Annotated in this window: 13 protein-coding genes; 4 read left to right on the plus strand and 9 right to left on the minus strand. The window is 61.7% G+C overall.

The genetic code is table 11. From position 1 onward, the window contains the following. Positions 1–23: 23 nt before the first annotated feature. Entirely contained in the window at positions 24–1,565 is a 1,542-nt protein-coding gene (locus TU75_RS16400; RefSeq protein WP_003235147.1) for a catalase, read from the minus strand. A 287-nt stretch (positions 1,566–1,852) separates the two neighbouring features. On the opposite strand from TU75_RS16400, the gene mscL reads away from it, so the two are divergent. Next, a complete protein-coding gene (mscL, locus tag TU75_RS16405; RefSeq protein WP_003235148.1) occupies positions 1,853–2,269 on the plus strand; it encodes a large-conductance mechanosensitive channel protein MscL in 417 nt (138 codons plus the stop codon). 44 nt (positions 2,270–2,313) lie between these two features. Here the strand turns inward: mscL and TU75_RS16410 are convergent, their stop codons facing one another. Continuing rightward, positions 2,314–3,090, minus strand: coding sequence for a ferredoxin--NADP reductase (locus TU75_RS16410; RefSeq protein WP_060549514.1), 777 nt, complete (start codon positions 3,088–3,090; stop codon positions 2,314–2,316). Positions 3,091–3,514: 424 nt separating this feature from the next. On the opposite strand from TU75_RS16410, the gene TU75_RS16415 reads away from it, so the two are divergent. Then, positions 3,515–4,225, plus strand: a complete 711-nt coding sequence (locus TU75_RS16415; RefSeq protein ID WP_060549515.1) for a helix-turn-helix transcriptional regulator — start codon at positions 3,515–3,517, stop codon at positions 4,223–4,225. A 162-nt stretch (positions 4,226–4,387) separates the two neighbouring features. Continuing rightward, entirely contained in the window at positions 4,388–5,512 is a 1,125-nt protein-coding gene (locus TU75_RS16420) for a methyltransferase (protein ID WP_060549516.1), read from the plus strand. A 68-nt stretch (positions 5,513–5,580) separates the two neighbouring features. Here the strand turns inward: TU75_RS16420 and TU75_RS26720 are convergent, their stop codons facing one another. The 3 genes from TU75_RS26720 to TU75_RS16430 are packed head-to-tail and all read right to left on the minus strand — an operon-like array spanning position 5,581 to position 8,209. After that, entirely contained in the window at positions 5,581–5,748 is a 168-nt protein-coding gene (locus TU75_RS26720; protein WP_003236903.1) for a DUF2474 domain-containing protein, read from the minus strand. Between the two features lie 12 nt (positions 5,749–5,760). Next, positions 5,761–6,768 carry a cytochrome d ubiquinol oxidase subunit II gene (cydB, locus tag TU75_RS16425; protein WP_003236906.1) on the minus strand — a complete coding sequence of 336 codons (1,008 nt, stop codon included), beginning with the start codon at positions 6,766–6,768 and terminating at the stop codon, positions 5,761–5,763. Between the two features lies 1 nt (position 6,769). Beyond that, the gene (locus tag TU75_RS16430) at positions 6,770–8,209 is read right to left on the minus strand and encodes a cytochrome ubiquinol oxidase subunit I (protein WP_015373000.1); all 1,440 of its coding nucleotides are present in this window, start codon (positions 8,207–8,209) and stop codon (positions 6,770–6,772) included. A 318-nt stretch (positions 8,210–8,527) separates the two neighbouring features. Between TU75_RS16430 and TU75_RS16435 the strand changes: the two genes are divergently transcribed. Next, positions 8,528–9,769: an MFS transporter gene (locus tag TU75_RS16435; protein ID WP_060549517.1), complete on the plus strand. Its 1,242-nt coding sequence runs from the start codon at positions 8,528–8,530 to the stop codon at positions 9,767–9,769. Between the two features lie 226 nt (positions 9,770–9,995). Here the strand turns inward: TU75_RS16435 and TU75_RS16440 are convergent, their stop codons facing one another. From TU75_RS16440 to TU75_RS16455, 4 genes are all read right to left on the minus strand, one after another. After that, positions 9,996–12,179 carry a xanthine dehydrogenase family protein molybdopterin-binding subunit gene (locus tag TU75_RS16440; protein ID WP_060549518.1) on the minus strand — a complete coding sequence of 728 codons (2,184 nt, stop codon included), beginning with the start codon at positions 12,177–12,179 and terminating at the stop codon, positions 9,996–9,998. Further along, positions 12,176–13,165 carry an FAD binding domain-containing protein gene (locus TU75_RS16445; RefSeq protein ID WP_015373002.1) on the minus strand — a complete coding sequence of 330 codons (990 nt, stop codon included), beginning with the start codon at positions 13,163–13,165 and terminating at the stop codon, positions 12,176–12,178. The genes TU75_RS16440 and TU75_RS16445 overlap by 4 nt, the downstream gene beginning before the upstream one ends. Further along, positions 13,162–13,686 carry a (2Fe-2S)-binding protein gene (locus tag TU75_RS16450; RefSeq protein WP_003236916.1) on the minus strand — a complete coding sequence of 175 codons (525 nt, stop codon included), beginning with the start codon at positions 13,684–13,686 and terminating at the stop codon, positions 13,162–13,164. Before TU75_RS16450 ends, TU75_RS16445 begins: the two co-directional genes overlap by 4 nt. A gap of 95 nt (positions 13,687–13,781) precedes the next feature. Beyond that, positions 13,782–14,228: a DUF4879 domain-containing protein gene (locus TU75_RS16455; protein ID WP_060549585.1), complete on the minus strand. Its 447-nt coding sequence runs from the start codon at positions 14,226–14,228 to the stop codon at positions 13,782–13,784. Between the last annotated feature and the right edge of the window lie 178 nt (positions 14,229–14,406).

Below are 14,406 nucleotides of genomic sequence, written 5' to 3' on the forward strand. Positions count from 1 at the left end.
GCGCGCCGACCACAGCCTGCGGGTCAGTCTTTGAGTTTTTCGGCCAGCGCTTTCACACGAGCCAGGTCACCCTTGGCGACCTTGGTCACGCCGGTGCCGTACTCCGGGTCTGCCTTGTAGAGGAACGACAGGATGATGTGCTTGCTCTCGTCATCGGTAGTGGCCAGCGAGCCGCCGAAGTTGTCGATCAGGTCCTGGCGCTCTTTGGGGGTGTAGGAGCGGTACAGGTCGCCGGCCTGCTTGAAGTTCTGCTCGCGCTGGATCTTCGCCTGCTGGGTGCTGCCGGTGAGGGCCGACTGGCTGTAACGCGCGGCTTGCGGCTCTTCGCGATTTTCCAGGCGGCTTGGCTGGTAATTCACGCCGCTGGTGGTTTTGCCGCTGTTAAGCGTGCCGTCCTGGTTACCGTTGTTGACGGTCACCCGTGGCGCGTTGATCGGCAGTTGCAGGGCGTTGGCGCCCAGACGGTACATCTGGGTATCGGCATAGGAGAACACCCGGCCTTGCAGCAGACGGTCCTCCGAAGGCTCGATGCCCGGTACCAGGTTGGCCGGGGCCATGGCCACCTGCTCGGTTTCCTGGAAGACGTTCGCCGGGTTGCGGTTGAGCACCATTTGCCCGACTTTGCGCTCGGGTACGTTTGGCCAGATCTTGGTGGCATCCAGCGGGTCGAAATCGAACTTGGCCAAGTCTTCAGGCTTGAGCACTTGCACGTACAAGTCCCACTTGGGGAAATCGCCCTTGTTGATATGAGTGACCAGGTCATTGGTCATATGGCTGTAGTCACGCCCCTGCACATCGGTAACTTGCTTGGGATCAAGGTTCTTGATGCCTTGCAGGCTCTTCCAGTGGAACTTGACGTAGTGCACTTCGCCTTTGGCGTTAATCAGTTTGTAGGCATGTACGCCGTTGCCGTCCATTTCGCGGTAACTGGCCGGAGTCCCCGAGTCGGAGTACAACTCGGTCAATGTACGGGTGGACTCCGGTACATGGGAGAAGAAGTCGAAACGACGGGAGTCGTCATCCAGGTTGGTACGCGGGTCGGGCTTGAATGCGTGGACCATGTCCGGGAACTTGATGGCGTCGCGAATAAAGAACGTGGGGAAGTTATTCCCGACCAGGTCCCAGTTGCCTTCGGCGGTATAGAACTTGGTGGCGAAGCCGCGTGGGTCACGCAGGGTTTCCGGCGAGTGGTTGCCATGCACCACGGCCGAGAAACGCACGAAGACCGGCGTGGCTTCGCCGGCGGCGAATACCTTGGCTTTGGTCAGGTCGCTGAGGTTGTCGGTGACAGTGAAGGTGCCGTGGGCGCCAGTGCCCCGCGCGTGCACTACCCGCTCCGGAATGCGTTCGCGGTCAAAGCGCTGCAGCTTCTGGATCAATTGCACGTCCTGCAGCAGCACCGGGCCATTGGGGCCAGCGGTCTGGGAGTTCTGGTTGTCGCCCACGGCGGCACCATTGTCACGGGTGAGGTTAGCGGCCTGTACGGACAGCGAGAGCAGGCTGGCGGTAGCCAGCAGCAACGCATGTCGCGCGAATAGGGGCCCACGGTTCGTTGAATTATTCATCGAGGTTTCCTCTGGTTTTTTTAACGCACATTCAGTTGTGCTTGCCAGAGGCTAGTGACCCGCGAGTCAGAAGATAAATAGAAAAAGCCCACCAGGACGATTGAGAAATTATTCTCGCAACCCCGTCAAATAGCGCGTATTTCGCGCGCGATTGGTGGCACTTTGCAAACTATTTGCGATTTGGTGTGTCGATAAAACTTCGCAGTGTTAATAGTTGTGTCGGGCAAGCCCGCTATGACTGCCTTACACTGAGCCCCACCCTTCTCATGTGTAACAAGGAATAACCTATGAGCGTGATCAGTGAATTCAAGGCCTTCGCGGTCAAAGGTAACGTGGTCGACATGGCTGTCGGTATCATCATCGGCGCCGCCTTCGGCAAAATCGTGTCCTCATTCGTGGGCGACGTGGTGATGCCTCCCCTGGGCCTGTTGATCGGCGGCGTGGACTTCGCCGACCTGGCGGTAACGCTCAAGGCCGCCCAGGGCGATGCACCGGCCGTGGTGCTGGCCTACGGCAAGTTTATCCAGAGCGTGGTCGACTTCCTCATCGTCGCGTTTGCGATTTTCATGGGCGTGAAGGTCATTAACCGCCTCAAACGTGAAGAAGCCAAGGCCCCCAGCCTGCCACCGGTGCCGACCAAAGAAGAAGTGCTGCTGGGTGAGATCCGCGATCTGCTCAAGGCGCAGAACGACAAGCCGCTGTAAACCATACGTTTTCGCAAAAAGAGGCGCCTGCGGGCGCCTTTTGTTTACCAGTAGTTTTCCACCGCCACCTGTCCGGGGCGCCGGCTCAGACTCAACTGCAGGTCGCGCTGTTTGAGCAACTGACGCGTGTCATCGACCATCTGCGGGTTGCCGCAGATCAGCACGCGAGAGTGTTCAGGCGTGAGCGCGACGCCGGCGGCGCGTTCCAGTTCGCCGTTCTCGATCAGGGTGGTAATGCGCCCATTCAGCGCGCCAGGATATTGCTCGCGGGTGACGATGGGTACGTAGGTGAGCTTGTGCGCGAACTCGGCCAGGTACTCGCGTTCGCCCAGCTCCCGGATCAGCGATTGATACGCCAACTCCCTGGCCTCGCGAGCGCTGTACACCAGGACGATGCGCTCGAATTTTTCCCACACCTCAAAATCCTGCAGGATCGACAGGAACGGCGCCACGCCAGTCCCGGTGCCCAGCAGCCACAAGTCGCGCCCATCCACGAAGCGGTTCAGGGTCAGGTAGCCCGTGGCCTGGCGCTCCACCATCAAGGTATCGCCCACCTTCAAGCGGCTGAGCTCACTGGTGAACTCGCCGCCAGGAACCACGATGGAGAAGAAGTCGAGGTGCTCGTCAAATGGCGAAGACACGATGGAATAGGCGCGCCACACGGTGCTGCCATCCGCCTTGGTCACGCCCAGGCGCACGAACTGGCCTGCGGTGAACCGCAAGCCGGCGTCGCGGGTGGTGCGCAGGGTAAACAGGCTGGGGGTCAGCGATTGCACATCGAGCAAGGTCTGGCGGGTAAATTTCTCAGCACTGGCCGTCATGGGGGGCTCCGTTCTACAGGTGCCCTAGTGTCCCTCAAACCTTGGCGGGTAAACACCGTTGGTTTGTACTGGCATTGCCACTGTCTGCCACCGCGCAGCTTTGCGATGAAGCGTACTTTGTTAATTTTTAGATACACTTGCTTACCATCGCGCACTTATAACGCTCACTGAACATTTCGCTATTACGCCGCCTCCAGCCCCGCCATTAATTAGCGACAACCTGTAAGTAGAGAGCCTGAAAATCAACTACTTAATCATTTAAGTTATACAAAACCATGGCATCCGTACAGAAAATTAAAAATATAACCTGACATTAAAAAAAGATTTTTCGTTCAATTCTGCAAGCCATGTCCTACACTGTTTTCGTGCCGCATTGGGAGCGAGGACGTACCCAAGTCACACCAAAACTCATGGAGCGTTCCCGATGGTTAACTGGCGAAACACGAGGCTTTCCAAGCTGGAAGGCGAGAACAAGATCACCACTGTTTATGAGATGGTGCTTAATCAGACTTACGAGCTCGGATTTGAATACTGTTCGTTTACAATGAGCTCACAACAACCAACCAACCAAACGAAACCTATCAACTTAAATAACTATCCAAATGAATGGATTAGTACTTATAAACAAGCACACTTCTTTGAAGTTGATCCAATAGTCGCTCATTGCAAACGCAGTGTATTGCCTATTGTCTGGGAGGAAAAAACCTTCGCTGCCACCCCTGATTTGTGGACATTGGCCAAGTCGTTTGGCGTGCATCTGGGATGGACCCAGGCGGTGCATGATTTCCAGGGCGTGTTCAGCATGCTGACCCTGGGCCGCAGCAAGGGCGAGGTCAGCCCGGAAGAGCTGTACGAAAAAGCCGGGCAGGTGCTCTGGATGTGTCACGCGATGCACGCGGTAGTCGCGCAGAAGTTTGCCGACAGCCCCGGCATCAGCCCGCCCTGCAAACTGACGCCACGGGAAACGGAAATCCTGCGCTGGTCGGCCATGGGCAAGACAGCGTCCGAGATCGCCACCATTCTGTGTTTGGCTGAGCGCACGGTGGGTTTTCATATCAGCAGTTGCCTGAAGAAGCTGGGCGTCAACAGCAAGATCGCCGCCGTACTCTGCGCGTCCAAGGCCGGTCTGTTTTGACCGCTGCCAAACACCGCATGTAATCCCATCGAAAAAAAAGTAACATTTGCGGCCGAATCTGAGCGTTGATGCAGCCCCGAGGGTCCGCCTCGCAGTTCGCTCAGATGGTTGAGGCAGGTCTTCCCGCCCAACGCCCATCGATGACCCAGAGTTTCCCCGGCCATGCCCCTGCTCGACAGCCCCTTCGCCCAGCTCGACCTGATTCGCCAGCCAGAACAACACAATGACCCGCTGCAGGCATTCGATGCGGCCGACGAGTACCTGCTCAGCCACCTGGCCGCGCAGCAACCGACGTCGGCCACCCGGGTGCTGGTGCTCAACGACAGTTTCGGCGCGTTGGCGGCCAGCCTGGAAGGCCGGGTGCAGGTGACCTCCAGCGGTGACTCGTTCCTGGCCGCGCAGGGTCTGGAAAAAAATCTTGTGCGCAACGCCAGGGCATTCGATGCCGTGCCGTTTGTGCCAGCCAGCCAGGTGCCCGCAGGGCCGTTCGACCGGGTGCTGGTGCGTGTGCCCAAAACCCTGGCATTGCTTGAAGAACAGCTGATCCGCCTGCAAGGCCAGTTGGCACCGGGCGCCGAGGTGATTGCCGGGGCGATGGTCAAGCACTTGCCACGGGCGGCCGGCGAATTGCTCGAGCGCTATATCGGGCCGATGCAGGCATCGCTGGCGGTGAAAAAGGCTCGCTTGCTGATCGCCACCGTGGAAGATCGCCCGGCAGCCGTGTCGCCCTACCCTAGCCGCTACACCCTGGACACCCCCGCCATCACGCTGCTCAACCACGCCAACGTGTTTTGCCGCGAAGGCCTCGACATCGGCACCCGCGCCTTCCTCCCCCACTTGCCGACCAACCTGGGCAGCGCCCGCGTGGCCGACCTCGGTTGCGGCAACGGCGTATTGGCCATCGCCAGCGCGCTGCACAACCCCGAGGCGCAGTACACCCTGGTGGATGAGTCCTATATGGCCGTTCAATCGGCCGGCGAGAACTGGCGCGCGGCGCTCGGTGCCCGTGACGTCATCCTGCGCGCAGGTGACGGCCTGGCCGGTCAGGAGGCGCAATCGCTGGACGTGGTGCTGTGCAACCCGCCTTTCCACCAGCAACAGGTGGTGGGTGACTTTCTCGCCTGGCGCATGTTCCAGCAGGCCCGGGAAGCCCTGGTGGTCGGCGGCGCGCTGTATATCGTCGGCAACCGCCACCTGGGCTACCACAGCAAATTGGCGCGCCTGTTCAGGGGCGTCGAGCAAGTCGCCGCCACGCCCAAGTTCGTCATCCTCAAAGCTCGCAAGTAAAAAAAGCCCTGCCCTTCCAGAGGAAGAGCAGGGCTTGAAAACCGGGCCGCGAAGCCCGGACAGGGATGTCAGTGGGTGGTCAGGCCCGCCGCGTTCATGAACATGCGCATCAGGCTGGCCATCACGAACAAGGCCAGCACGCTGCCGGTCCAGATCATCGCCAGCCAGCCCAGACGCCGCCACAGTGGCTGTTTCTCGGCCTGTTCGATTTCGTGCAACGAAGGTTTGCCGGACATCGTGCGACCCTCCTAGTGATAGCCGTCTTCGTGGGTGACCTTGCCGCGGAACACGTAGTAGCTCCAGAAGGTGTACCCCAGGATGAACGGGATGATGAATAACGTGCCGACCAGCATGAAGCCCTGGCTCTGCGGCGGCGCGGCGGCATCCCAGATCGAGACCGATGGCGGGATGATGTTCGGCCACAGGCTGATACCCAGGCCGCTGTAGCCGAGGAAGATCAGCACCAGCGTCAGCAGGAACGGCGTGTAATGCGCCTGGCGCGCCACCGCGCGGATCAGCCCGTACATCGTCACCAGCACCAGAATCGGCACTGGCAGGAACCAGAACAGGTTCGGCAGGGTGAACCAGCGCGATGCGATGTCGCCGTGCGCCAGCGGCGTCCACAGGCTGACGATGCCCATCACCGCCAGCACCACGAAGGCCAGGGGCCGCGCCAGCCGGTGCATCTGCGCCTGCAACTTGCCTTCGGTCTTCATGATCAGCCAGGTGCAGCCGAGCAATGCATAGGCGAATATCAGTGCCACACCGCAAAACAGGGTGAACGGGGTGAACCAGTCCAGTGAGCCGCCGGCGAACTGACGGTTGACCACCGGGAAGCCGTCGATAAACGCCCCCAGCGCCACGCCCTGAAAGAACGTTGCCGCGATCGAGCCGCCAATGAACGCCTTGTCCCACAGGTGGCGCTTGTGGTCCTTGGCCTTGAAGCGAAACTCGAAGGCGACGCCGCGAAAGATCAGCCCGATCAGCATCAGGATCAACGGCAGGTACAGTGCCGACAGCACCACCGAATAGGCCAGCGGGAACGCGCCGAACAACGCTGCGCCGCCGAGCACCAGCCAGGTTTCGTTGCCGTCCCACACGGGCGCGACAGTGTTCATCATCACGTCACGGTCGACCTTGCCCGGAATAAACGGAAAGAGGATGCCGATACCCAGGTCGAAGCCGTCCATCACCACGTACATCATGATGCCGAAGATAATGATCACGGCCCAGATCAGCGAAAGATCGATACCCATCTCATTGCTCCTTGTGCTGGAGGTGGTCGTGGTCGTTCTCGCTGCCATCGTCAGCCGCCGACAGCGGACGCGCCGGTGTGCGTTTCTGGCCAGGGCCGCCGTGGGTCGGTTCGGTGCTTTCGTGGGTGACCGGGCCTTTGCGCACCAGGCGCATCATGTAGCCCAGGCCCGCGCCGAACAGCGCGAAGTACACCACCACGAACAGCACCAGGGTGATGGTCATCTGCACCAGGCTGTGCCCGGAGGACGCATCCGCCGTGCGCATCAACCCGTAGACCACCCACGGCTGGCGGCCGATTTCGGTGGTGAACCAGCCGGCGAGGATCGCGATCAGGCCGGACGGCCCCATCCACAGCGCCAGATAGAGAAACGGCCGGAACGTGTACATCCGGTCGCCACGGCGCAGCCACAGACTGAACAGCCCGGTAAAAATCATCAGCAAGCCCAGGCCGACCATGACCCGGAACGACCAGAACACCACGGTCGAGTTGGGGCGGTCCTCAGGCGCAAACTCCTTGAGCGCCGGCACCTGTTTGTCCAGGGAGTGGGTCAGGATCAGGCTGCCCATATACGGAATTTCCACCGCGTATTTGGTTTTTTCAGCCTTCATGTCCGGCCAGCCGAACAGGATCAGCGGGGTCGGCTCATTGCCTTTGTTTTCCCAGTGACCTTCGATGGCCGCGATTTTCGCCGGCTGGTGCTCCAGGGTATTGAGGCCATGGAAGTCACCGATCACCGCCTGGATAGGCGCGACGATCAGCGCCATCCACATCGCCATCGAGAGCATCTTGCGGATCGCCGGGTTGTCTCTGCCGCGCAGTAGATGCCAGGCCGCCGAGGAACCGACGAAGAACGCCGTCGCCACGAACGCCGCCGTGGCCATGTGCGCCAGGCGATAGGGAAACGAGGGGTTGAAGACCACGGCGAACCAGTCGGTCGGGATCACGCGGCCATCGATGATTTCAAAGCCCTGGGGCGTCTGCATCCAGCTGTTGGACGACAGGATCCAGAACGTCGAAATCAGCGTCCCCACGGCCACCATCACCGTGGAAAAGAAGTGCAGGTTGCGCCCCACCTTGTTCCAGCCGAACAGCATCACGCCGAGGAACCCGGCCTCGAGGAAGAAGGCCGTGAGCACTTCATAGGTCAGCAACGGGCCGGTGACGGCGCCGGCGAAGTCCGAGAAGCGGCTCCAGTTGGTGCCGAACTGGTAGGCCATGACCAGGCCCGAGACCACGCCCATGCCGAAGTTGACGGCGAAGATCTTCGACCAGAAATGGTAGAGATCACGGTAGGTGTCGTTGCGGGTCTTGAGCCACAAGCCTTCCAGCACCGCGAGGTAACTGGCCAGACCAATGGTGATGGCCGGGAACAGGATGTGGAACGAGATGGTGAACGCGAACTGGATTCGGGCGAGATCGAGCGCCTCCAAACCGAACATAAGTTTTCCTCTGTCAGGTAATACCGGCTGCGGGCAGGCGCCTGCACCCAATGCCCCCACGGATATGGAGTGTGGCGAATTTCAATTCGTTTCTTTTTTTACCAGCCACGCAGGGATTCTGGCCTTGCGGCCGCCAGACCCAATCCCGACGCGGGGTTTGATCTGGATCAAGCATTGATCAAAGAGTAGTCCCATTTTGTGTCAGTGGCCGTGTGGTCGATTGACGCGTGACAGGCTGCCTCACTGCCGTTCTTGCAACTATTTGTTACAGCTTGATGATAATCTCACCCTTCCCTCAATCCCCGGCCAGTCCATTCGATGCCCAGTGAACCCGCGCTGCTCTTACGCCATCATCGCCCCTTCATCGCGTTCTGGCTGGCAAGGATTTTTACCGCCAGCGGATTTCAGATGCTCACCGTGGCCATTGGCTGGAACCTCTACCAACTCACCGGCAATGTGCTCGACCTGGGCCTGGTCGGTCTGGTGGAGTTCGTGCCGCGCGTGCTGTTCATGCTGCACACCGGACATGTGGCGGATCGTTACGAGCGGCGCAGGGTCGCGGCCATCTGCCAGACCGTGCAGGCCCTTATCGCGCTGTCCCTGGCCATCGGCGGCCTGACCGGCCATGTGACCCGCGAGATGATCTTTATCCTCGCCTTCCTGCTCGGCGCGGCTCGCTCCTTTGAACAGCCCACCACCCAGGCGCTGTTGCCGAGCATCGTGCCGAGCACGTTGTTTCCACGGGCGGTGGCCTCGTCGCAGTCGGCCCAGCAACTGGCCACCATCGTCGCCCCGGCGCTCGGCGGTCTGCTTTACGCGTTCGGCAGCGTTTGGGTGTATGGCCCCACCGTGGTGCTGTATCTCATTGCCTGCGTACTGATGCTCAACCTGCCCGCCCGCCAGACGCCGCTGAACAAAGGCAAGGCCACGCTGGACTCGTTGCTGGCCGGCATCCGCTTTATCCGTAGCCGCCCGGACATTCTCGGCGCGATCTCCCTCGACCTGTTCGCCGTACTGCTGGGCGGCGCCACCGCGTTGCTGCCGGTGTTCGCCAAGGACATTTTGCTGACCGGTCCCTGGGGCCTGGGCCTGCTGCGCTCGGCACCGGCCGTGGGCGCGCTGTTGATGTCGCTGTGGCTGGCGCGGTTCTCGGTCGACCGCAAGGTGGGCCGTGTGATGTTTACCGCCGTCGGTGTGTTTGGCGTGGCGACTATCGCCTTCGGTCTGTCCACCTCGTTCTGGTTTTCCCTGGCAGTGCTGGTGGTGCTGGGCGCGGCGGACATGATCAGCATGGTCATTCGCGCGTCGTTCGTGCAGCTGGAAACCCCGGATGAAATGCGCGGACGCGTCAGCGCGGTCAACGGCCTGTTTATCGGGGCGTCGAATCAGCTGGGCGAATTTGAATCGGGCATTACCGCCCACTGGTTCGGCACCGTGCCCGCCGTGGTGATGGGCGGCGTGGGTACGCTGATCGTGACGGGCGTGTGGATCAAGCTGTTCCCGACCCTGGCGAATCGGGACCGAATGCATGTGCCCGTGGAAGAAAAATCCTCCGCCTGACCCACTCAGGCAAAGCAGGGAGCGAGCTTATTGTGGCGAGCAGGCTTGCCCTGCGTTGGGGTGCGAAGCGCCCCCAATCCAGCAAAACGAGGTATACCTGATACGGCTCAGCGCCTGGTTTTGGGGCTGCTGCGCAGCCCAACGCAGGACAAGCCTGCTCGCCACAGGGAATCTGCGCGCCACAACAGTCCGGGAACCGCAGCAAGCCCGCTCCCACACGTGCTCGCTAGAGCACCTTGTCCAGGGTAATCGGGAATTCCCGCACCCGTTTGCCGGTAGCGTGGTACACCGCATTCGCCACCGCCGCCGCCACGCCGACAATGCCGATCTCGCCCACGCCCTTGGAGCCCAGCGCGTTGACGATCTCGTCATGTTCTTCGACGAACACCACATCGATCTCGCCAATATCGGCGTTCACCGGGATGTGATATTCGGCCAGGCTGTGGTTCATGTAGCGGCCCAACTGATGATCGACCTGGGTCTCTTCATGCAGCGCCATGCCGATGCCCCACACCACGCCGCCGAGGATCTGGCTGCGTGCCATTTTAGGGTTGACCACGCGCCCGGCGGCAATCGCGCTGACCACACGGCTGACCTTGATGGTGCCCAGGTCCTCATCCACGCGCACCTCGACGAACACCGCCGAGTGCGTGGCCGTGGCGTAACCTTCGCGTTTTTTGTCGGGCTCGCTGTCGACTTGTACTTCCAGCGCCTGTTCGCCGCTGTCCTTGACCAACTGCGCCAGGGACACGCGTTGTTCGCCGGCGTGCAGTTGGCCATCCTCGAAGCGCGCAGAATCCACGTCCTTGAACGCCGGATAAGTCTGTTGAGCGATTTTCAGCAACTTTGCATTTAGCGCTTCACACGCCTGCTGCACCGCCGTACCGACCGACGACACGGTAAACGAGCCGCCTTGCAACGGCGCGGTGGGCAGGGAGGAATCTCCCAGCAGAAAGCTGATATCGGTCATTGCCACACCGCTGGCTTGCGCTGCGATCTGGGTCATCACGGTATAGGTGCCGGTGCCGATGTCGGTGGTGGCGCTGCTCACGGTCAGTTTGCCGTCCGCGTCCAATCGCGCCTTGGCGCTGGCCTTCATCTGCATGGCCTCCCACACGCCGCCAGCCATGCCCCAGCCGATCAACTGACGGCCGTCGCGCATGCTGCGCGGTTCCGGGTTGCGCTGGCTCCAGCCAAAACGCTCGGCGCCTTCGCTGTAGCACTCGCGCAGGGCTTTGCTGGACCATGGCTTGTCTTCGTTCTGGTTGCGCTCGGCGTAGTTGATCAGCCGCAGTTGCACCGGGTCGATGGCCAGGGCGCAGGCCAGTTCATCCATCGCACATTCCAGGCCGATCACACCGAGGGCAGCGCCGGGCGCGCGCATGTCCAGCGGGGTGTACACGTCCAGCGGCACCAGTTTGTAGGTCAGTTGAATGTTGTCGCAGTGGTAGAGCATGCCGCTCCACTCCACCACGTGTTCGCTGAAGTCCTCGAAGCGCGAGGTCTGGCCAATCGCGGTGTGCCCCAGCGCCAGCAGGCGACCGTTGGCGGCCGCGCCCATCTGCAGGCGCTGCAAGGTACGCGGGCGGTAGCCGAAGGTGAACATCTGCTGGCGGGTGAGGGTCACGCGCACCGAGCGTTTGAGCGACAGCGAAGCCATCACCGCCAGTGGCAACTGGTACTGCGGACGCAGGCCGGAGCCGAACGCGCCGCCGACAAACGCGGCAAAAATGCGCACCTGGCTTTTATCCAGGCCGAACACGTCCTGCACATAGGACTGGCAGTTTTGCGGGCCCTGGGTTTTGTCATGAATGTGCAAGGTGCCATCTGGCTGGTAAAGCACGGTGCTGGCGTGGGGCTCCATGGGATTGTGGTGTTCGATCGGCGTGCTGTAGTGCAGGTCGAGGCTGATGGCCGCGCCGGACCATTCGGCCTGGAAGTTGCCGCGCGGCTTGGGCGGAGTCTGCGACGAGGGGTGCGCGCTTTCCTGCTGCGCAACTAGGTCGGTGTCGAAGGCTTCGGTCTCGTACTCGATGTGCACTAGGGATCCGGCGTGACGCGCCAGCTCCAGGTTATCGGCAATGACCAGCGCCAGCGGCTGACCGCTGTACAACACGCGGTCGTTGTATAAAGGCCGGAAGGGCGAACCCTCGGCCGCATCAGCGTCGGCGAAGGCGTCATCGTAGCTGGCGATTTTCGGCCGGTTAAGGTGGTCGATCACCGCCACGACGCCCGGCAGCGCCAGCGCCCTGGAAGCGTTGATACGCAGCACACGGCCTTTGGCGATGTTGCTGGAGACCACGCTGCCGTGCAGCAGACCATCCTCGGGAAATTCACCGGCGTAGCGCGCTTGCCCGGTGACCTTGAGCAGACCGTCGACGCGGTCCAGGGGTTTGCCGATAGCACTCATGGCTGTTCTCCTGCGACGGCGGCGTCGCTCAGGGCGCGGATAATTGCACGACGGGCCAGCTTGACCTTGAAGCCATTGTGTTCAAGCGGCTCGGCATCCTTGAGCAGCGCGTCGGCGGCGTTGCTGAAGGTTTCGCGGCTGACCGACTGGCCGATCAGGGCGCTTTCCACCGCGCGGTCACGCCAGGGTTTGTGGGCCACACCGCCGAGGGCCAGGCGCGCGTCAACAATGCGGTCGCCATCCAGCTCAAGGGCGGCCGCGACGGACACCAGGGCGAAGGCATAGGACGCGCGGTCACGGATTTTCAGGTAGTGGCTATGACGGGCCAGGTGATCGGCTGGCAGTTCGACAGCCGTGATCAGCTCGTCGTCAGCCAATTGGTTGTCGCGCTGCGGGGCATCACCAGGCAGGCGGTGGAAATCGGCAAACTCGATGACCCGCGCACCGGCGCGCCCGTGCACATGCACCCGCGCCTCCAGCGCCGCCAGGGCCACGCACATGTCGGAGGGATGGGTGGCGACGCATTGGTCGCTGGCGCCGAGGATCGCATGGATGCGGTTCAACCCCGTGCGCGCCGGGCAACCGCTGCCGGGTTCGCGCTTGTTGCACGGCACGGCGGCGTCGTAGAAGTAGTAGCAACGGGTGCGCTGCAACAGGTTGCCGCCGGTGCTGGCCATATTGCGCAGCTGCGGCGAGGCGCCGGCGAGAATGGCCTGGGACAGCAGCGGGTAGCGCTGCTCGATCAGCGGGTGCCAGGCCAGGTCGGCGTTGCTGACCAGCGCGCCGATACGCACGCCGCCGTCGGCGGTTTCTTCCACCTCGCGCAGCGGCAGACCGGTGATGTCGATCAGGTGCTCGGGACGGCTGATGTTCTCTTTCATCAAGTCCAGCAGGTTGGTGCCCCCGGCAATGAAGCGCGAGGCTGCACTGCTCAGGTGCACCGCTTCCTGCACGTCGGCAGGTTTGCTGTAGTGGAAGGGATTCATTGCTCACCTCCCCGCTGACGGCACGCGGGCAGCGCGTCTTCGATGGCATCGCGAATATTGCTGTAGGCGCCGCAACGACAGAGGTTGCCGCTCATCAGCTCCTGGATCTGTGCGCTGTCGTGGGCGCGGCCCTCGTTGACCAGGCCCACGGCGGAGCAGATCTGGCCGGGGGTACAGTAGCCGCACTGGAAGGCGTCGTGCTTGATGAAGGCTTGCTGCATCGGGTGCAGTTGATCGCCGTCGGCCAGGCCTTCGATGGTGGTCAGCTCGGCGCCATCGCACATGATCGCCAGGGTCAGGCACGCGTTGACGCGCTTGCCGTCGCGCAACACGGTGCAGGCGCCGCACTGCCCGTGGTCGCAGCCTTTTTTGCTGCCGACCAGGTCCAGTTGTTCGCGCAGCAGGTCCAACAGGGTGGTCCAGGGCAACACGTTCAGTTGGCGTTCCTGACCGTTGAGGGTCAAGCGTATCGGGTGGGCGACGAACGGTTGGGCCGCCGCGCCATTGGGGGTCGCGCTCATAAACACCTCACGGGTTGGTGTACATCCGCGGCGTTAGGGAAATCGCCGTCTCAGGGGTACGACTTCCCGGGGGTATGAGCGTTCAAGCGGATTGATCAGAGGATATTGAGTTGGGTCTGGAGCGTGTTGCGCGGCGGGTTGATCGAGGAGTTGCTGTATTCAAAGCCGCCGGGGCCCTCAACGTTCAGGTCGAACACATAGATGTAGCCCATCAGTTGGCCTGCGCCGTTGCACGCCTGGCTGATGTTGCCGACCTGGCACACCGCCGTGCGCCGAGCATTGAGCACCGCGCCGTTGAAGCGGCCGACCGGATTGTTGCCCAGGCCCACTTCCATCACCGAGACCTGGGTGGGCCCACGGTGCGTGCACATCTGGGTGGTGGTCACGCGGTCCGGGATGCTCTCGGTGCAGCGCGCCGACTCGACCTTGAACACACGCACCTCGCTCAAGGCCGGTGCAGCAGCGCCCCACGCCGGTGCTGCGCCGAGCCACAGGCCAATAAAGGGGAACAGCGCTAGACTCCACGCGTTGGCTTTTTTCATGCTGTCGACCACCCGGTATCTGACGTCGCCGCAGTATGCCTCAAGGCCACGCGCCACACAGCCTCGGCTGCTGGTATGATGCGCCGCTTTTTCCGATCCTCTCTGAAACCACAGGCGCTTGGCGCAGTTTGTGCTTTGACTTAGAGGTCAACAAATAACGACGCAAGATAGCGTCACA

It is taken from the genome of Pseudomonas poae, from assembly GCF_001439785.1.
Lineage (GTDB): Bacteria > Pseudomonadota > Gammaproteobacteria > Pseudomonadales > Pseudomonadaceae > Aquipseudomonas > Aquipseudomonas poae.

Coding starts and splice junctions, on each gene's coding strand:
- TU75_RS16435 (WP_060549517.1), top strand. CDS start 8,528: ATGCCCAGTGAACCCGCGCTGCTCTTACGCCATCATCGCCCCTTCATC.
- TU75_RS16415 (WP_060549515.1), top strand. CDS start 3,515: ATGGTTAACTGGCGAAACACGAGGCTTTCCAAGCTGGAAGGCGAGAAC.
- TU75_RS16455 (WP_060549585.1), bottom strand. CDS start 14,228: ATGAAAAAAGCCAACGCGTGGAGTCTAGCGCTGTTCCCCTTTATTGGC.
- mscL (WP_003235148.1), top strand. CDS start 1,853: ATGAGCGTGATCAGTGAATTCAAGGCCTTCGCGGTCAAAGGTAACGTG.
- cydB (WP_003236906.1), bottom strand. CDS start 6,768: ATGGGTATCGATCTTTCGCTGATCTGGGCCGTGATCATTATCTTCGGC.
- TU75_RS16440 (WP_060549518.1), bottom strand. CDS start 12,179: ATGAGTGCTATCGGCAAACCCCTGGACCGCGTCGACGGTCTGCTCAAG.
- TU75_RS16420 (WP_060549516.1), top strand. CDS start 4,388: ATGCCCCTGCTCGACAGCCCCTTCGCCCAGCTCGACCTGATTCGCCAG.
- TU75_RS16400 (WP_003235147.1), bottom strand. CDS start 1,565: ATGAATAATTCAACGAACCGTGGGCCCCTATTCGCGCGACATGCGTTG.
- TU75_RS26720 (WP_003236903.1), bottom strand. CDS start 5,748: ATGTCCGGCAAACCTTCGTTGCACGAAATCGAACAGGCCGAGAAACAG.
- TU75_RS16430 (WP_015373000.1), bottom strand. CDS start 8,209: ATGTTCGGTTTGGAGGCGCTCGATCTCGCCCGAATCCAGTTCGCGTTC.
- TU75_RS16450 (WP_003236916.1), bottom strand. CDS start 13,686: ATGAGCGCGACCCCCAATGGCGCGGCGGCCCAACCGTTCGTCGCCCAC.
- TU75_RS16410 (WP_060549514.1), bottom strand. CDS start 3,090: ATGACGGCCAGTGCTGAGAAATTTACCCGCCAGACCTTGCTCGATGTG.
- TU75_RS16445 (WP_015373002.1), bottom strand. CDS start 13,165: ATGAATCCCTTCCACTACAGCAAACCTGCCGACGTGCAGGAAGCGGTG.